This window comes from Pseudomonas sp. ML2-2023-3 (assembly GCF_037055275.1).
Classification (GTDB): Bacteria; Pseudomonadota; Gammaproteobacteria; order Pseudomonadales; family Pseudomonadaceae; genus Aquipseudomonas.
This window is the reverse complement of record NZ_CP146343.1, coordinates 932,600-950,113: the sequence shown is the minus strand read 5'-3', so window position 1 is coordinate 950,113 and position 17,514 is coordinate 932,600. Positions and strand designations below refer to the sequence as shown.

Below are 17,514 nucleotides of genomic sequence, written 5' to 3'. Positions count from 1 at the left end.
TTTTCAAGAGCAATCCCTTCGGCCCTTATCGCAGCCTACGGCAGCGGCTCCACGGTCCGGGCGATGCCTTGAGCGCGCCTGCAAACACAAAATCCCTGCGTAACACCCTCTCCTGCCTTCGCAAGCCCAGCCGGTTCTTTTGATGGGACCCCGTTGCATGCCAACCATCAGATAACTAACTGGCCATTACGCAACACTTGGGTGCCGGGCTGCAATGTGGCAATTTAGACACCCGCCGTACCTGTCATCCGATGAGAACCACCGTGCCTTTTTCAGCCAGCCATGCTTTACCCCTCAAGCCGTTTGTCACGGCGCCGGGTTTGGGCAATCCTCATATCCAGACGTTATGGGGGCCGTTATGGCGCACAAAACCTGCCATCGAGCATCGGCGTGAACGCATCTGGCTCAAGGACGGCGACTTTCTCGATCTGGACTGGCACGGCACGCCGCAGGCATATGCCCCCGTCGTTCTGGTGCTGCACGGCCTGACCGGCTCATCGGGTTCGCACTATGTTCTGGGGCTGCAAAACGCCCTTGCCGCACGCGGCTGGACCAGTGCTGCACTGAACTGGAGAGGCTGCTCGGGCGAACCCAACCTGTTGGCTCGCAGCTATCATTCAGGCGCCAGCGAAGACCTGGCCGAGGCCGTGGCGCATTTGCGCGCCACACACCCGTTGGCGCCGCTGTATGCCGTGGGCTATTCGCTGGGGGGCAATGTGCTGCTCAAGTATCTGGGCGAAAGCGGCCACGATAGTGGCTTGCAAGGTGCCGTCGCCGTATCGGTACCGTTCCGTCTTGACCAGTGTGCAGACCGGATCGGCCTCGGGTTTTCGAGGGTCTACCAGGCTCATTTCATGCGCGAGATGCTGGCCTACGTCAAAGTCAAAAAGCACCGGTTCCAGCTCGATGCTCAACACGAAGGCCTGGCCAGACTGGCCGAGCTGGGTTCAGTGAAGACGCTGGGCAAGATGCGCACCTTCTGGGAATTCGATGACCGTGTGACAGCCCCCCTTAACGGCTATCTCAACGTCGATGATTACTACCGTCGCGCCTCCAGTCGTTACTTCCTCGGTACTATCGACACCCCAACCCTGATTATCCAGTCCACGGACGATCCGTTCGTGTTCAAGCACAGCATCCCTGAAACCAGCGAGCTGTCGCCCAGCACGCAACTTGAATTGCACGCCAAAGGCGGACATGTCGGCTTTTTGGAAGGTACGCCGACCAGGCCGGGTTACTACCTTGAGCGACGGATTCCCCAATGGCTGGCCGCGCTGCGGCTTGAGTCCGAGTAATGGACGCACAGCAGGGTGAGTCGATTCGCTTCTGGCAGACGCAGCCCCTGACGGGCGTCGAATTGCTCACGGCGCGCTATATCGAGCACCGCTTCGTGCCCCATGTGCATGATGGTTTTGTGATCGGCATGATCGTCGAGGGCGCCCAGCGTTATCGCTATCGGGGCGCCGAACACCTGGCCGCCACGGGCACGCTGGTGCTGATCAACCCGGACGAAGTCCACAATGGGCACAAAGGTCATGATGCGGGCTGGCGCTACCGGGCTTTTTACCCGGACAACGCGCAAATTCAACAATTGCTCGAAGAACTCGAACTGCCCGCCACGCACTTGCCGACCTTCAATGACACATTGCTGTACGACAGCGACCTGTTTCACGGGTTGTTCCGGCTGCATCAATTGCTGGAAGGGCCAGAAACCGCCTTGCACCAGCAAACTGTATGGCGCCAGATGATGCTAGCCCTGCTCAATCGCCATGCCCGCCTGCCGATGCCGGCAAAACCCGGCGTCGAGCATCGTGCCGTAAGCCGGGCCAAGGAACTGTTAAACGCCCGGCTGGCAGAGCCACCCTCACTGGAAGAGCTCGCCGCAGCGGTCAACTTGTCTGCGTTCCACTTTGCCCGGGTGTTTCAACGAGCCACTGGCATGCCGCCACACACCTGGCTGATGCAGCAGCGCATCGCCCATGCCCGGGCCTTGTTGCAACAAGGCTGCTTGCCGCTACAAGTGGCGACGCAATTGGGTTTTGCCGACCAGAGCCACCTGAGTCGGCAATTCAAGAAGGTCTATGGCGTTGGCCCTGGTGCGTATCGCTTGGCCAGTGCCAACTCGGACCGCCGATGATTGCAGCCCGCTCCCACACACTAAACCGCCCTCGGTTGATCAATCGCCGGTAGCAATGCCACGCGCCGGATCGTTGATCCACTCACTCCACGAGCCCGCATAGAGCTTGCCCAGCGGATAACCCGCCAGCCCCAGCGCAAAAAGGTTATGACACGCCGTCACACCGGACCCGCAATAGGCCACCAGTTCATCGGGCGAGCGATCCCCCAGTTTTTCGGCGAACCGCTGCTTGAGTTGCTCGGCAGGCAAAAAACGCCCCGTGCTATCGAGGTTTTCGCTGAACGCTGCGCATTGCGCGCCTGGAATATGTCCGGCAACAGGATCGATGGGCTCCACCTCGCCTCGAAAGCGCGGCTGCGCACGGGCATCGATCAAGGTCATCTGCGGTTTGCCAAGGCGCTTTTGCAGTTGCTCCGCGCTGAGCAGCATATGGCTGTCAGGTTTACCTTCGAACGTGCCGCGCAACGTCGGAGCCGCATCCAGGCTCAGGGGAAAGCCCGCTCCATGCCAGGCCTTGAGGCCGCCATCCAGGATAAACACGCCGTCGCGCTTGCCCAGCCAGGTCAGCAACCACCATGCCCGAGCAGCAAAGGCACCGGGACCATCGTCATACAGCACCACATCGCTGTCGGCATTTACACCCCAGGTGCGCAGTCGCTCCACAAGGGTGCGCGGATCGGGCAGCGGATGGCGACCTGTCACGCCCTTGATCACCGGCCCGCTCAGGTCACGCTCAAGGTCGGCAAACTGTGCGCCGGCAATGTGCCCTTCGGCATAACTGCAACGGCCATAATCCGGGTCTTCCAGGGCAAAGCGACAGTCCAGAATAACCAGGCCGGGCTGCGCCTGACGTTCATTCAGGGCTTGAGGGCTGATCAGTTGCGCAACGGGCATAGTGAACTCCTGTGAGGGGGTGAAATGCAGTTATTGAGCGTACAGCGCATGTTCCAGGGGAACGTAATATTCCTTGATCAGTTCATCGACTGCTTCACGGGCCTGGTCGGTGACAAACCCCGCCTCCAGCACCAGCAGTTGATACACACCACGCTTGATCGCCTGCTCGCTGAGCTGCTCACTGTTCTCACGGGTGGTGCATAAAAATCCGACCCACGAGGTAAGAATAATCCACGCGTTAAGGCTCAAGGATTCGATTTGCTGGGAGGTCATACGCAAGATTTCGGCCTCGACGAATCCGGCATAGATCGCCTGCGCCTGAGTCAGGCAGTGCTGTGAAAAGCGTCGATAGCGGATGGCCAGTTCCGAATCGCTGTGCAGTAAATGCTCAATGTCGCGGTACAAAAAACGGTAGCGCCACATGGCATCCAGCAGTTGCTGCAAGTAATGGCGCTTGTCGGCAACGGTGGGCAAACGCCCTTCTGGCGGGTGTAAAAAACTCAACACCAGTGCTTCGTACTCACTGAACAACACCGAGATGATCGCCTGCTTGTTCGGGAAGTGGTAATACAGATTGCCCGGCGAAATTTCCATATGGGCCGCAATGTGGTTGGTACTGACACTGCGTTCGCCCAGCTGGTTAAAAAGCTCCAGGCTGCTATTGGCGATGCGCTGGCTGGTTTTTAGTCGTATGGCCATGGGCTTGCGCTTAATTTAAAAACGAAAGGCATCTTACGGCCTAACCTTGAATCGATAAACAACACGGGTGACAGGCCCGGCGATTGACAACTTAGAGCACAAGCTCTAAAAACATCCCTGCTCTCCAACGATAAAAACCCATAGAAAAAACGCCTGGAGCAACCATGTCTGTCGACAGTGCCTACGATCACAACGTCTCAGCCCTTCAGGATGAGCTCAATTCACTGCTCGACAAACAGCGTCAGGCCTACGCAGCCCATCCGTTTGCACCTCTTGCGCAACGCCAGCAATGGTTAAAAAGTCTGCGCCAACTGCTCAGTGCCGAGCGTGAAGTCTTGATCGACGCCATCAGTCAGGATTTCAGCCATCGCAGTCCGGACGAAACCTTGTTTGCCGAGCTGATGCCTTGCCTGCACAGCATTGATTACACCCTCAGACACCTCAAGCGCTGGATGAAGCCTTCAACGCGCAGCGTCGGCATGATGTTTATCCCCGCCAGCGCCAAGGTGGTGTACCAGCCACTGGGCGTGGTCGGAATTATCGTGCCGTGGAACTACCCGCTGTACCTGGCAATTGGCCCTTTGGTCGGGGCATTGGCCGCCGGCAACCGGGTCATGCTCAAGCTCAGCGAGTTCACCCCGGCCACAGGGCGTTTGCTCAAGGATTTGCTGGGGCGCATCTTTCCCGAAGACATGGTGACGGTGGTGCTGGGCGAAGCCGATGTGGCTGTAGCGTTCTCCAGCCTGGGGTTTGATCACTTGCTGTTCACCGGTTCCACCCACGTGGGCAAGCAGGTGATGCGCGCGGCCGCTGAAAACCTGACCCCCGTCACCCTGGAACTGGGCGGCAAATCTCCTGCCATTGTGTCGGCCGATGTACCGCTCAAGGATGCCGCCCAGCGCATCGCCTGGGGCAAGACCCTGAACGCGGGACAGACCTGCATCGCCCCGGATTACGTGCTGGTACCCCAGGACCGGGTCGACGGTTTTATCGACGCCTACCGCCAGGCGGTCCACAGCTTTTATCCGACCCTGATCGATAACCCGGACTACACCGCAATCATCAACGAACGCCAGGTGGCGCGCCTTGAACGACTGCAAGCCGATGCGACCCTCAAGGGCGCACGCCTGGTTCCGTTATATGAACAAGGCCAGGGGCGACGCATGCCCCACGCACTGGTGCTGGAGGTCAGCGACGACATGCAGGTCATGCAGGACGAGATCTTTGGCCCGCTGCTGCCCGTCGTGACCTATACCCATCTCGATCAGGCATTGGCGTACATCAACGCCAGACCTCGCCCCTTGGCGCTTTATTACTTTGGCTACAACAAGGCCGAGCAACAGCGCGTCATCCAGCACACCCACTCGGGCGGTGTCAGCATCAATGAAACACTGCTGCACGTGGCCATCGACGACCTGCCTTTTGGCGGGGTCGGGCACTCGGGCATGGGCCATTACCATGGTCACGAAGGGTTTCTGACCTTCAGCAAGGCCAAAGGGGTCCTGGTCAAACAGCGCTGGAACAGCTCGCTGATGATCTACCCGCCTTACGGCCGGCAGTTGGTGCGCCTGATCCAGAAACTGTTCATCCGCTAGCGGAGCCTTGGCCATGCCTGTACTCAGTGTCGAGAACGCCCTGCTTTCACGTCGCGGGGTCTTGAAGGTCGGTGCATGTGCCAGTGCATTACTGGCGACTGCCGGGCTAAGTGCCAGCCTTAGCGGTTGCTCGGCCAGCAGCAGCGCCAGTGGCTTTGCGGTATTGCGCAGCAGCGACCTGATTTTTTTGCGCGCGCTGATCCCGGTCATGCTCGCTGGCAGCGTGCCTGCGTCCTCAATGCCCGACGCTACGAAGGCCACGCTGAACACTCTGGACGACAACCTCAACCACTTGTCTCCCGCGCTGCTCAGCCTTACCCAACAACTGTTCGACGTGCTGGCCATGCCCATGACACGCGGCCCGTTGACCGGGGTTTGGGGTCGCTGGGAAAACGCCAGCCCCGAGCAGATCCGGCACTTTCTCCAGCGCTGGCAAAACAGCAGCCTGGGCTTGCTGAAAATGGGTCATGGCTCGCTGGTGCAGCTGGTCATGATGAGTTGGTACGAGTGCCCGCAATCATGGGCGGCCTGCGGCTACCCGGGTCCGCCAAAAATATAAAAACACTTACGTTCCCGCACTCATCTCGAGTAACCCTGATGCCCGTAACCGATCCGTTTCGCGAAGGCCTGGCCCGAGGCTGGAAAACCCATGATGGCTCGCAACTGGAGGGCGACCTGACACTGGAGGCAGACGTCGCCATTGTCGGCAGCGGTGCAGGAGGCGGCACCACGGCTGAAATCCTCAGCGCAGCGGGCTACAAGGTCCTACTGATCGAAGAAGGGCCGCTCAAGACCAGCAGCGATTTCAAGCTGCTCGAGGACGAGGCCTACGCCAGCCTGTATCAGGAAGGTGTGGGGCGCATGAGCAAAGACGGCGCCATCAGCATTCTTCAAGGCCGGGCCGTGGGCGGCACCACGCTGGTGAACTGGACCTCCAGCTTTCGCACCCCGGCGCCCACCCTGGAGCACTGGGCCCGCGAGCACGCAGTCGCAGGCCACAGCGAGGAACAGATGGCTCCCTGGTTCGAACACATGGAGCAGCGCCTGGGTGTTGCGCCCTGGCAAGTCCCGCCCAACGCCAACAACGAAGTGATCCGCAACGGCTGCGAAAAGCTCGGCTACAGCTGGCATGTGATCCCCCGCAACGTGCGGGGCTGCTGGAACCTGGGCTATTGCGGCATGGGCTGCCCGACCAACGCCAAACAATCAATGCTGGTCACAACCATTCCCGCGACTCTGGAGAACGGCGGCGAACTGCTGTATCTGGCCCGCGCGTGGCGGTTATCCATCAGTGGCGACCATGTCACCGGCCTGGAGTGCCAGGCAATGGACAGCCGCTGCGTAACCCCCAACGGCCACACGATTACGGTCAAGGCCCGCCACTACGTTCTGGCAGGCGGTGGCATCAATACGCCCGGCCTGCTGATGCGCTCCGACGCACCCGACCCACACAAGCGACTGGGCAAGCGGACATTTCTGCATCTGGTCAACTTCTCCGCAGCGCAATTTCCTACTGCAATCAATCCTTTCTACGGTGCGCCGCAGTCGATTTACTCAGATCACTTTCAATGGAAAGACGGTCCCAAAGGCCCTATGGGCTACAAACTCGAAGTGCCACCGCTGCACCCGGCATTGGCCGCCACCTTGTTTTCAGGCTTTGGCCAGAGCAGTGCTGAACAAATGGCCAAACTGCCCACTACCCACATGATGCTGGCGCTGATGCGCGACGGTTTTCATCCTGACAGCCCTGGTGGCAGTGTCGAGTTGCGCAGCGATGACAGTCCGGTGCTCGATTACACCCTCACGCCCTACGGCTGGGAGGGGCTCAAGCGCGCCTTCCACAGCATGGCCGAAATCCAGTTTGCGGCGGGTGCCAGCGCAGTCATGCCATTGCACAGCGATGCGCGCTACATGACACGCCTTCGCGAAACACGTGACCAGATCGACAGTTTGAGCCTTGAGTTGTATCGAACCCGCCTGGCCAGTGCCCATGTGATGGGCGGATGTTCAATGGGTGAAAATCCGCAGATGGCCGTCACCGACAGCCTCGGCCGCCATCATCAATTGCGCAATGTATCGGTCCACGACGGCTCATTATTCCCCACCAGCATTGGTGCCAACCCACAATTATCGGTGTACGGATTGACAGCAAAACTCGCGACGCAACTGGCCGAACGCCTTAAAAGTTCATGAAAAAGCAGTTAATTCGTCGCGTCTATAGTGCTTTCTTCTTCGAATGGCGACTTGGCCGACCGGTAATGCTGCGATACCATCCGACTCCCCAACGGATTCCCGCCAGGACGACGCGATGAACCGAGTGTTGTACCCAGGTACATTCGACCCTATTACCAAGGGCCATGGCGATCTGGTCGAACGCGCTTCGCGCCTGTTCGATCACGTGATCATTGCTGTCGCTGCCAGCACCAAGAAAAACCCGCTATTCCCACTGGAACAGCGTGTGGAGCTGGCTCGTGAAGTCACCAAACACCTGCCCAATGTTGAGGTGGTCGGTTTCTCGACGCTGCTCGCGCATTTCGCCAAAGAACAGAACGCCAATGTCTTTCTGCGTGGCCTGCGTGCCGTGTCGGACTTCGAATACGAGTTTCAGCTGGCGAACATGAATCGCCAACTGGCCCCCGATGTCGAAAGTCTGTTCCTCACGCCGTCAGAGCGTTATTCGTTCATATCGTCGACGCTGGTGCGCGAAATCGCAGCATTGGGCGGCGATATCAACAAATTCGTACACCCGGCCGTGGCTGATGCCCTGACCGAGCGTTTTCGCAAGAAATAACCACTGAAGCGGCGCCCGCGTGCACTGCGGGCGCCAATGCGGCACAATTGCCGCATTCGATTTCAGTTGCCCGGGCCGACCGCCCCGGCCGGAGTACCCATGTCCCTGATCATCACCGACGATTGCATTAACTGCGACGTCTGCGAACCCGAGTGTCCGAACGCTGCCATTTCCCAGGGCGAAGAGATCTACGTGATCGACCCCAACCTGTGTACCCAGTGCGTTGGCCACTACGACGAACCGCAATGCCAACAGGTTTGCCCGGTTGACTGCATCCCGCTGGATGAAGCCCACCCGGAAACCGAAGAACAGCTGATGGAAAAGTACCGGGCAATTACCGGGAAGGCCTGATTCATCGTCTATGCGATTTGTGTGGGAGCGGTCTTGCTCGCGATAGATTCACTGCGATCGACCCGTTCGACCGAGGTGGTTGCATCGCGAGCAAGCCCGCTCCCACAAGCTTTCAGCGCAGGACTGGTGACTACGTCTGGCAACGCGGGCAGAACACGCTGGCGCGCTGACCCAGCTTTACATCACGCAGTTCAGTGCCGCAGATCTTGCAGGGCTCATACCCGCGCCCGTACACGAACAGTTCCTGCTGGAAGTAACCGGGCTGGCCATCGCCACCGATAAAGTCGCGCAAGGTCGTGCCACCACGCTCGATGGCGGCGGTCAAAATCCGCTTGATCTCAATCGCCAGCTTCAAATAGCGCGCACGGGAAATACTCTTGGCCTCGCGACGCGGGTCGATCCCGGCAGCAAACAATGCTTCAGTCGCGTAAATATTGCCCACGCCCACCACCACCGCGTTGTCCATGATGAACGGCTTGACCGCCATCGAACGCTTGCGCGACAGCTGAAACAGTCGATCGCCATCAAACAGGTCCGTCAGCGGCTCCGGCCCCAGGCGCACCAGCAGCTCGTGGTTCAACGGATCCAGACTCCAGAGCATTGCCCCGAACCGGCGCGGGTCGGTGTAACGCAAGGCCAGCCCGGACTCCAGTTCAATGTCCACATGCTCATGTTTGGCAGCGGGCAAGCCCGCCTCCACCAGCCGCAAGTTGCCGGACATGCCCAAATGGCTGATCAGCGTCCCCACCTCGGCGTTGATCAGCAAGTACTTGGCCCGGCGCTCGACCAGCACAATGCGCTGCCCTGACAGGCGCACATCAAGGTCTTCGGGGATCGGCCAGCGCAGACGGCGCTCGCGTACAATCACCCGGCTGACCCGCTGCCCCTCAAGGTGCGGGGCGATGCCACGCCGGGTGGTTTCGACTTCAGGTAATTCAGGCATGGGGGCTCCGTACTCTGGAATAGCTGGCGATTCTAACGGAAATTTCTGCGCGACTAGCTCCGTGATCCGACGCAATGCGGTGAATCAGCCAAGCCTCAAGGTTACGTCTAAGGCTATAATCGCGCCCTTTTCAATACCCGGAGCGACGTCATGTCCCTGCCAAGCCTGCGCCTTAAAGCCAATGCCGATCGACGCCTGCGCGCCGGCCACTTGTGGGTCTACAGCAACGAAATCGATGTAGCCGCCACACCGCTGAACGGTTTTAAGGCCGGCGACCAAGCGGTACTCGAAACCGCCGGCGGCAAGCCGCTGGGCATCGTTGCCATGAGCCCCAACAACCTGATCTGTGCACGCCTGCTGTCACGCGACATCAAGCTGCCATTGGACAAATCGCTGCTGGTTCACCGCCTGAACATGGCCCTGTCCCTGCGCGACCGCCTGTTCGACAAGCCTTACTACCGCCTGGTTTACGGCGATTCAGACCTGCTGCCGGGCCTGGTAGTCGACCGTTTCGGTGACATCCTGGTGGTCCAGCTGGCCTCGGCCACCATGGAACAGCACAAAGACGACGTGATCGCAGCGCTGGTGCAAGTCCTCAAGCCAAGCGGCATCCTGTTCAAGAACGACTCGGCTGCCCGCGACGCTGAAGGCCTTGAGCGCTACGTCGAAACCGTGTTCGGCCTGGTGCCGGAGTGGGTTGCCCTGGAAGAGAACGGCGTCAAGTTCGAAGCGCCGGTCATGACCGGTCAGAAAACCGGCTGGTTCTACGACCACCGCATGAACCGTGCCCGCCTGGCGCCTTACGTCAAAGGCAAAAAAGTCCTGGACCTGTTCAGCTACATCGGTGGCTGGGGTATTCAGGCGGCTGCTTTCGGCGCCAGCGAAGTGACCTGTGTCGACGCTTCATCGTTCGCCCTCGACGGTGTTGAGCGCAACGCTGCCCTGAACGGTTTTGCCGAGCGAGTCACCTGCATGGAAGGCGACGTGTTTGAAGCCCTCAAGGAACTCAAAGCCAACGAAGAGCGTTTCGACGTGATCGTTGCTGATCCGCCGGCCTTCATCAAACGCAAAAAAGACCTGAAAAACGGCGAAGGTGCCTACCGCCGCCTGAATGAGCAAGCCATGCGCCTGCTCACCAAGGACGGGATTCTGGTCAGCGCATCGTGCTCGATGCACCTGCCGGAAGACGACCTGCAGAACATTCTGCTAACCAGCGCCCGTCATCTGGATCGCAACATCCAGCTGCTGGAACGCGGTGGCCAGGGTCCGGATCACCCGGTACACCCGGCCATCAACGAAACACGCTACATCAAGAGCATCACCTGCCGTTTGCTGCCTAACAGCTAAGACGCACATTGCCCCCGTAGCAGCTGTCGAGAACGACGGCTGCTACGGGGTTTAGCGTTCATTGCGCCTTCGAACGGGGATTGAGCTCCACGCCATTGATCAACAATGATTGATAGCGCGGCGTCACTACCTTCGCGTTGCCTTCACGGATCTGCTCGATCATCTCCAGTGCATTGGCATCGGCCTCGTACGAGCCTGCGTGTTGCCACTTGCCCTGCCCATCGCGCTTGAAAAAATCCAGTTCCCTGACCCAGCCCCGCTTGGGCAGTTGCACCACCTCGTTTTGCCCATCCCGATCCAGATCAACGGCCCACAACACACAGCCCGGCTCCTGACACGCCTGCTTGCCAAAATCTGGCGCTTCAAATTGATCACTGCCTTCAACTACAGGGCCAATCCATTCCAGGGTTTTCTCTTTCGGCGCCCGCTTGCCCTCGCCCGTGTCGACACTTTTGAGGCGCTTGAGCAACGCTTGCCGCTCAGGCGGCGTCAATACCTGGCCTTGCTCCACTTGCACCAGCAACTCGTCAAACGCCTGCTTGCCGGGCAGGCCCAGCTGATAGCGCAAGGTGTCGGCATCAAAGTTCTCTACCGCCGTCTTGCCACTCAGCACGCGAGCCACCTGATTATTTGCACTGAAATTCAGCGGGCTGAACCACGGCGTATGAATGGCCAGCAACAGCACCACCGTCCCCAGCGCGATGACCGGGTTGGTGAGACGCAAACTCCACAGCCACTGGCGCTGCGGCACCACCACCGCCCAGACCGCAGCCAGGCTGTGGGCAAATATCACCGCGACCAGCAACATTGCCAGCACACGGGAAGGCGTCAGGCCGTACTGCTCGATGCGTAGCCAGGTCGAATACCCTGCCAGCAACACCAGCACCGGCAAGCACAGCAGACACAGGTCGACCACACGCTTGAGCCACACCGCATAACCGCTGCCCTGGGTGCCGTCCTGGAAAACACCATTGAGCAAGAACAGATTGACCGCCACCAGCCACAGCATGATCGGCGTCGAATACCCGGTGTCCCAGATCGGCTCCAGCCCGGTAAATGGCAACGCCAGGGTGAACACAATGGCAATCAGCGCCCCCAGGGGCAGCAGAAAACGGCAGAGCGTGAGCAAAAGCCCGCGCAGCATGCCGATGACACGATCATTCTCGCGCCCCATATTCACGCCCAGGGCAAATACCATCGCCGAACTGACGCAAATAAACCCCTCGGTTGAGAACAGTTTATTGAGCACCACAATCCCGAGCATCTTGAACAGACTGCCCCACAGCCACAGCAATCCCCAGAACACCGCATTCAGCAGCAGCCCCAGCAGCACGATAAACACCGTGTCCCAGGCATGGCGGAACAGGTCCTCATAACGCGGATACCGCCCCTCACGGGTCGGCCAACTGAGGATAAAAGCGGTACAGACGTAAGCGACCACCAGCGAGAAGAACACCCAACTCCCGGTCAGCCACCTGTTGTTGAATAACTGCCTGTCACCGTCCAGAAATACCCAGGTACTGATGGCCGTCAAGACGGCCGTGAGTCCGATCACCAGCCATGCCGTACCGCGCTGGCGCACGCTGTCACCCAACAGCAGCAGATTGATGCCGCCCACCAGCACGGCTGTAGCCAAAGCGATCCTGACCCCGGACTGGGGCAAAGTACTGGCCAGCCAGAGCAGCAGCCCTTGTGTCAGACCGATCACCAGGCTGGCTTTGACGGAGCGGTTGAGCGTCAGCATTTAGAGTCCTCACTGAAAAACCATTCGAACACTATTGCTTGAATTTCGTTAAATGGCCCGGTCACTTTCAAAAAATACTGTTTCTTACACAAAGGCAGGCCTGGACTTACTCAATGCCCGATTGACCGTGAACAGCGAGTGCGTTACTGCGAGTCGCTCATTTGTGCTCCGGAGTAACTGCCCTGCCCATTCCCTCCGCCCGCCAGCCGTGTAGAATCGACGGATTCATCGCCAATCATCCCCGGCGGGTTTATGAGCTCAGGCCCAGGCGCGCGGCGATCCCGCAGCGTTTAAGGCAGCTAGCTGACACGTAGTCATTTTCTGTGTGGTCTGCCAGTCATTAGAAGCTCACTTCCCTGTTTGTTACCTGATTAGCCGCCCGGAGTTGTTCCATGCCTGACTATCGTTCGAAAACCTCCACCCACGGCCGCAACATGGCCGGTGCCCGCGCTTTGTGGCGCGCCACGGGGATGAAAGATGCCGACTTCAAGAAGCCGATCATCGCCATTGCCAACTCCTTTACCCAGTTCGTACCCGGCCACGTCCACCTGAAGGACATGGGTCAACTGGTTGCCCGCGAGATCGAGCGCGCTGGCGGCGTTGCCAAGGAATTCAACACCATTGCCGTAGACGACGGCATCGCCATGGGCCATGACGGCATGCTGTACTCGCTGCCGAGCCGCGAGATCATCGCCGACTCCGTCGAGTACATGGTCAACGCCCACTGCGCCGACGCCATTGTGTGCATCTCCAACTGCGACAAGATCACCCCTGGCATGCTGATGGCCTCGTTGCGCCTCAACATCCCGGTGATTTTCGTTTCCGGTGGCCCTATGGAAGCGGGCAAGACCAAGCTCGCCAGCCACGGCCTGGACCTGGTAGATGCCATGGTCATCGCGGCCGACTCCAGCGCTTCTGACGAGAAGGTTGCCGAGTACGAGCGCAGCGCTTGCCCAACCTGTGGTTCGTGCTCCGGCATGTTCACCGCCAACTCGATGAACTGCCTGACCGAAGCCCTGGGCCTGGCCCTGCCGGGAAACGGCTCGGCACTGGCGACCCACAGCGACCGCGAGCAGCTGTTCCTGCAGGCTGGCCGCACCATCGTCGACCTGTGCCGCCAGTACTACGTCGAGAACGACGAATCGGTACTGCCGCGCAACATCGCCAACTTCAAGGCATTCGAAAACGCCATGACGCTGGACATCGCCATGGGTGGGTCGACCAACACCATCCTGCACTTGCTGGCCGCTGCCCAAGAGGCCGAGATCGACTTCGACCTGAAAGACATCGACCGCCTGTCGCGTCACGTGCCGCAGCTGTGCAAAGTGGCGCCGAACATCCAGAAGTACCACATGGAAGACGTGCACCGCGCCGGCGGCATTTTCTCCATCCTCGGTTCGCTGGCCCGTGGCGGCCTGCTGCACACCGACCTGCCGACCGTACACAGCAAGACCCTGGCTGAAGGCATCGCCAAGTGGGACATCACCCAGACTGACGACGAAGCCGTGCATACCTTCTTCCGTGCAGGCCCGGCCGGTATTCCAACCCAAACCGCGTTCAGCCAGTCGACCCGCTGGGACACCCTGGACGACGACCGTGAAAACGGCTGTATCCGCAGTGTCGAGCATGCCTACTCGCAAGAAGGCGGCCTGGCCGTGCTGTACGGCAACATCGCGCTGGATGGTTGTGTCGTTAAAACGGCGGGCGTAGACGAATCGATCCACGTGTTCGAAGGCAATGCCAAGATCTTCGAAAGCCAGGACAGCGCCGTGCGCGGCATTCTGGCGGACGAAGTGCAGGCCGGTGACATCGTGATCATCCGCTACGAAGGCCCGAAAGGCGGCCCGGGCATGCAAGAGATGCTTTACCCGACGTCCTACCTGAAATCCAAAGGCCTGGGCAAAGCTTGCGCCCTGCTCACCGATGGCCGCTTCTCGGGCGGTACTTCGGGCCTGTCCATCGGCCATGCTTCGCCGGAAGCGGCGGCTGGCGGCGCGATCGGTCTGGTGCAGGACGGCGACAAAGTGCTGATCGACATTCCAAACCGCTCGATCAACCTGCTGATCAGCGACGAAGAGATGGCGACACGCCGTGCCGCGCAAGACAAGAAAGGCTGGAAGCCGGTTGAAGTGCGTCCGCGCAAAGTCACCACCGCCCTCAAGGCCTACGCCTTGCTGGCCACCAGCGCCGACAAGGGCGCGGTGCGTGACAAAGCATTGCTGGACAAGCTGGTGCCGTAAGCCACCCTGCAACAACAAAAATCCCGGCCAGGTGCCGGGATTTTTTATGGGCAACATAACCACCCTTGTGGGAGCGGGCTTGCCCGCTCCCACAGGAATTACTGGATCTGGTCAGGCTTGACGATCACCCAGTTCTTGTCCGCCGTCACCGGCAAACCTTCCTTGGCCTGGGCCGCTGCGTTTTTGGCCATCATGCCTTCCAGCTGCGCCATGTATTTGTCCTTGCGGTTGACCCACAGGTGAATCCCGCCCTTGGCGACGTCAACCCCGTGAAACAACATGTAGCCATCACTGGACGGCGTATCACCGCCCACCAGCACCGGTTTTTTCCATTGATCAATATAGGTCAGGATCGCCGCTTGCTTGCCCGCCATCCACGTCGCCGGTGTCCACAGGTAAGGCGTCAGTTCCAGCCCAAGGTTGGCTTTTTCGTTATAGGTGCCCGCACTGATCTGCTTGCGTGCCGTGGTCAGCTCCCCGGTTTTACGGTCCTTGAGCAAGGTGGTCACGCCAATCACGTTCTGCGGCTTGACGTTGTAACCGTACTTGGGATCGGCCGCCACCATGCGCACCAGCTCTTCCGAGGCAGCCGTCATCACGTAGACCTCGATGCCGTTTTCCATCAGTTTGTTGAACAGCTCGACCTGACCGGTAAACACCTTGGGCGGCTGAACCTCTGAGTTCTTGACCACATCGCCCTCGAAGTAAGTCACCGGCACCGGCTTGCCCGACGCCATCAACTCATCCACGTAACCCTTGAGCTGTTGCAGGGTGAAACCGGAAAACACCTGGGCCACCCACGGGTAGCAGACCATGTCGTCGATTTCACACAGGCGGTAGTAGTAACTGAACAGGCTTTCCTTGTGGTCAGCGGTGTCTTTGAACGGGATCAGTTTGAGTGACGGGTCCAGGCTTTCGCGGGTGATGAGGCCCTTGTTCTCCATATAAGGCAGCAGGGCCTCTTCCAGATCGTTGCGATAGCTGGTGTTGTCCATGTCAAAGACCGCGAAGTTACCCTTGTTCGCGTTGGCGGCGATCATGGCCTCCAGTTGCCTGGCCTGATCAGCGGGCCAGTGTTCCAATTCTGTGGCCAGTGCCTGCCCCGTCAGGCCCAGACACAGGGTTGCAGCGATCAACTTGGCGGTCAGTTTCATCAGCTATGCTCCACGTCAAAGGCATCGAAGCTAACAAACCTGTGTGACAATTTTTGATTCGGACACGACGGCTATCGTCGTGAATGCGCCACCGCCTTATTCCAAAAACAAAGGTTGTCATTCCACAACGGTATATTTCCTGTTATTTCAAACTGTTACGCTTTCCGGTTCGCAATAGCTGCATACAAATACTGATGCACGTCGTCCCCTCGGAGTTTTCATGAATTTCCCGCTGATCCTCAATCTGCTGGTGTTCCTCGCGTTGCTGTTTGGCCTGTCGCTGACCCGCCACACCGCGTGGAGCCTGGCTAAAAAAGTCTTGCTGGCACTGGTTCTCGGCGTGGTCTTCGGTCTGTGCCTGCACATGACCTACGGTGCTGATAGCCCTACCCTGAAAACGTCCATCGGCTGGTTCGATCTGGTAGGCAGCGGCTACGTGCAACTGCTGCAAATGATCGTGATCCCGCTGGTTTTCGCATCGATTCTCAGCGCTGTGGCCCGACTGCATAACGCCTCATCCCTGGGCAAGATCAGCTTCCTGACCATCGGCACACTGCTGTTCACCACCATGATCGCAGCGCTGGTGGGCATCGGCCTGACCAACCTGTTCGGCCTGACCGCCGATGGCCTGGTGGCGGGCGCGGCTGAAATGAGCCGCCTGCAAGTGATCCAGAGCGACTACGTGGGCAAGGTTTCGGACCTGAACGTGCCGCAGTTGCTGCTGTCGTTTATCCCGCAGAACCCGTTTGCCGACCTGGCCCGAGCCAAGCCGACCTCGATCATCAGCGTGGTGATTTTCGCTGCATTCCTGGGTATTGCTGCACTGCAGCTGTTCAAGGATGAACCGGAAAAAGGCGGCAAGATCCTCAGCGCCATCGACACCCTGCAAGCCTGGGTGATGCGCCTGGTGCGCCTGGTGATGAAACTGACCCCGTATGGTGTTCTGGCCCTGATGACCAAAGTGGTCGCCATGTCCAACGTGCAAGACATCATCAAACTGGGCAGCTTTGTGGTGGTGTCCTACATCGCCCTGGCCCTGATGTTCGTGATTCATGGCGTGATCCTGTCGGTATCCGGCGTTAACCCGCTGCGCTTTTTCCGCAAGGTATGGCCAGTACTGACGTTTGCTTTCACCAGCCGTTCGAGCGCGGCCAGCATCCCGCTGAGCATTGAAGCGCAAACCCGTCGCCTGGGGATTCCATCTTCCATCGCCAGCTTTGCCGCCTCGTTTGGCGCCACCATTGGCCAGAACGGCTGTGCCGGCCTGTACCCGGCCATGTTGGCGGTGATGGTTGCTCCGACCGTTGGCATCAACCCGCTGGACCCGGTGTGGATCGCGTCGCTGGTAGCGATTGTGACCTTGAGTTCAGTGGGCGTGGCCGGTGTGGGCGGTGGTGCGACCTTCGCGGCACTGATCGTATTGCCCGCGATGGGCTTGCCGGTATCGCTGGTGGCGTTGCTGATTTCGGTTGAGCCACTGATCGACATGGGCCGCACGGCGCTGAACGTCAGCGGTTCGATGGTCGCCGGTACGGTGACCAGCCAGATTCTGCACCAGACCGACAAGGCCATTCTGGCTGAAGACGACCATGGTGATCTGGCGCACGCGTAACACCTGA

Annotated in this window: 15 protein-coding genes; 10 read left to right on the top strand and 5 right to left on the bottom strand. The window is 59.4% G+C overall.

Annotated features, from left to right (window positions below):
- The first annotated feature begins 263 nt into the window (after positions 1-263).
- The gene (locus tag V6P94_RS04365) at positions 264-1,295 is read left to right on the top strand and encodes a hydrolase (protein ID WP_338649038.1); all 1,032 of its coding nucleotides are present in this window, start codon (positions 264-266) and stop codon (positions 1,293-1,295) included.
- On the top strand, positions 1,295-2,137 hold the full coding sequence (locus V6P94_RS04360; protein ID WP_133075151.1) for an AraC family ligand binding domain-containing protein: 843 nt from the start codon (positions 1,295-1,297) through the stop codon (positions 2,135-2,137). The genes V6P94_RS04365 and V6P94_RS04360 overlap by 1 nt, the downstream gene beginning before the upstream one ends.
- A 39-nt stretch (positions 2,138-2,176) precedes the next feature.
- Here the strand turns inward: V6P94_RS04360 and V6P94_RS04355 are convergent, their stop codons facing one another.
- Together V6P94_RS04355 and V6P94_RS04350 are read right to left on the bottom strand one after the other, a co-directional pair.
- Positions 2,177-3,031 carry a sulfurtransferase gene (locus V6P94_RS04355; RefSeq protein WP_133075150.1) on the bottom strand — a complete coding sequence of 285 codons (855 nt, stop codon included), beginning with the start codon at positions 3,029-3,031 and terminating at the stop codon, positions 2,177-2,179.
- 30 nt (positions 3,032-3,061) lie between these two features.
- Entirely contained in the window at positions 3,062-3,730 is a 669-nt protein-coding gene (locus V6P94_RS04350; RefSeq protein WP_133075149.1) for a TetR/AcrR family transcriptional regulator, read from the bottom strand.
- Positions 3,731-3,894: 164 nt separating this feature from the next.
- Here V6P94_RS04350 and V6P94_RS04345 point away from each other — a divergent pair, with 164 nt between their 5' ends.
- The 5 genes from V6P94_RS04345 (at position 3,895) to V6P94_RS04325 (ending at position 8,467) form a co-directional block, all read left to right on the top strand.
- Complete coding sequence (locus V6P94_RS04345) at positions 3,895-5,325, top strand: coniferyl aldehyde dehydrogenase (RefSeq protein WP_133075148.1); 1,431 nt, start codon at positions 3,895-3,897, stop codon at positions 5,323-5,325.
- A 13-nt stretch (positions 5,326-5,338) separates the two neighbouring features.
- On the top strand, positions 5,339-5,884 hold the full coding sequence (locus V6P94_RS04340) for a twin-arginine translocation pathway signal protein (protein WP_219262675.1): 546 nt from the start codon (positions 5,339-5,341) through the stop codon (positions 5,882-5,884).
- 38 nt (positions 5,885-5,922) lie between these two features.
- Positions 5,923-7,518, top strand: coding sequence for a GMC family oxidoreductase (locus V6P94_RS04335; protein WP_133075146.1), 1,596 nt, complete (start codon positions 5,923-5,925; stop codon positions 7,516-7,518).
- 115 nt (positions 7,519-7,633) lie between these two features.
- Positions 7,634-8,116 carry a pantetheine-phosphate adenylyltransferase gene (coaD, locus tag V6P94_RS04330; RefSeq protein WP_004419754.1) on the top strand — a complete coding sequence of 161 codons (483 nt, stop codon included), beginning with the start codon at positions 7,634-7,636 and terminating at the stop codon, positions 8,114-8,116.
- A 99-nt stretch (positions 8,117-8,215) separates the two neighbouring features.
- Positions 8,216-8,467: a YfhL family 4Fe-4S dicluster ferredoxin gene (locus V6P94_RS04325; protein WP_016782613.1), complete on the top strand. Its 252-nt coding sequence runs from the start codon at positions 8,216-8,218 to the stop codon at positions 8,465-8,467.
- A gap of 130 nt (positions 8,468-8,597) precedes the next feature.
- Here the strand turns inward: V6P94_RS04325 and mutM are convergent, their stop codons facing one another.
- Complete coding sequence (gene mutM / locus V6P94_RS04320; RefSeq protein WP_133075145.1) at positions 8,598-9,410, bottom strand: bifunctional DNA-formamidopyrimidine glycosylase/DNA-(apurinic or apyrimidinic site) lyase; 813 nt, start codon at positions 9,408-9,410, stop codon at positions 8,598-8,600.
- Positions 9,411-9,560: 150 nt separating this feature from the next.
- Here mutM and V6P94_RS04315 point away from each other — a divergent pair, with 150 nt between their 5' ends.
- The gene (locus V6P94_RS04315) at positions 9,561-10,757 is read left to right on the top strand and encodes a class I SAM-dependent rRNA methyltransferase (protein WP_019828076.1); all 1,197 of its coding nucleotides are present in this window, start codon (positions 9,561-9,563) and stop codon (positions 10,755-10,757) included.
- Positions 10,758-10,815: 58 nt separating this feature from the next.
- On the opposite strand, the gene V6P94_RS04310 is transcribed toward V6P94_RS04315, so the two are convergent.
- Positions 10,816-12,501, bottom strand: coding sequence for a DUF4153 domain-containing protein (locus V6P94_RS04310; protein ID WP_133075144.1), 1,686 nt, complete (start codon positions 12,499-12,501; stop codon positions 10,816-10,818).
- A 392-nt stretch (positions 12,502-12,893) separates the two neighbouring features.
- Here V6P94_RS04310 and ilvD point away from each other — a divergent pair, with 392 nt between their 5' ends.
- Positions 12,894-14,741 (top strand): dihydroxy-acid dehydratase, encoded by a 1,848-nt coding sequence (gene ilvD, locus V6P94_RS04305; protein ID WP_133075143.1) that lies wholly within the window; start codon positions 12,894-12,896, stop codon positions 14,739-14,741.
- A gap of 98 nt (positions 14,742-14,839) precedes the next feature.
- Here the strand turns inward: ilvD and V6P94_RS04300 are convergent, their stop codons facing one another.
- A complete protein-coding gene (locus tag V6P94_RS04300; protein WP_133075142.1) occupies positions 14,840-15,895 on the bottom strand; it encodes a haloacid dehalogenase-like hydrolase in 1,056 nt (351 codons plus the stop codon).
- Positions 15,896-16,115: 220 nt separating this feature from the next.
- Between V6P94_RS04300 and V6P94_RS04295 the strand changes: the two genes are divergently transcribed.
- Entirely contained in the window at positions 16,116-17,507 is a 1,392-nt protein-coding gene (locus V6P94_RS04295; RefSeq protein WP_133075141.1) for an L-cystine transporter, read from the top strand.
- Positions 17,508-17,514: the final 7 nt, after the last annotated feature.

Coding starts and splice junctions, on each gene's coding strand:
- V6P94_RS04360 (WP_133075151.1), top strand. CDS start 1,295: ATGGACGCACAGCAGGGTGAGTCGATTCGCTTCTGGCAGACGCAGCCC.
- V6P94_RS04355 (WP_133075150.1), bottom strand. CDS start 3,031: ATGCCCGTTGCGCAACTGATCAGCCCTCAAGCCCTGAATGAACGTCAG.
- V6P94_RS04350 (WP_133075149.1), bottom strand. CDS start 3,730: ATGGCCATACGACTAAAAACCAGCCAGCGCATCGCCAATAGCAGCCTG.
- V6P94_RS04345 (WP_133075148.1), top strand. CDS start 3,895: ATGTCTGTCGACAGTGCCTACGATCACAACGTCTCAGCCCTTCAGGAT.
- V6P94_RS04340 (WP_219262675.1), top strand. CDS start 5,339: ATGCCTGTACTCAGTGTCGAGAACGCCCTGCTTTCACGTCGCGGGGTC.
- V6P94_RS04335 (WP_133075146.1), top strand. CDS start 5,923: ATGCCCGTAACCGATCCGTTTCGCGAAGGCCTGGCCCGAGGCTGGAAA.
- coaD (WP_004419754.1), top strand. CDS start 7,634: ATGAACCGAGTGTTGTACCCAGGTACATTCGACCCTATTACCAAGGGC.
- V6P94_RS04325 (WP_016782613.1), top strand. CDS start 8,216: ATGTCCCTGATCATCACCGACGATTGCATTAACTGCGACGTCTGCGAA.
- mutM (WP_133075145.1), bottom strand. CDS start 9,410: ATGCCTGAATTACCTGAAGTCGAAACCACCCGGCGTGGCATCGCCCCG.
- V6P94_RS04315 (WP_019828076.1), top strand. CDS start 9,561: ATGTCCCTGCCAAGCCTGCGCCTTAAAGCCAATGCCGATCGACGCCTG.
- V6P94_RS04310 (WP_133075144.1), bottom strand. CDS start 12,501: ATGCTGACGCTCAACCGCTCCGTCAAAGCCAGCCTGGTGATCGGTCTG.
- ilvD (WP_133075143.1), top strand. CDS start 12,894: ATGCCTGACTATCGTTCGAAAACCTCCACCCACGGCCGCAACATGGCC.
- V6P94_RS04300 (WP_133075142.1), bottom strand. CDS start 15,895: ATGAAACTGACCGCCAAGTTGATCGCTGCAACCCTGTGTCTGGGCCTG.
- V6P94_RS04295 (WP_133075141.1), top strand. CDS start 16,116: ATGAATTTCCCGCTGATCCTCAATCTGCTGGTGTTCCTCGCGTTGCTG.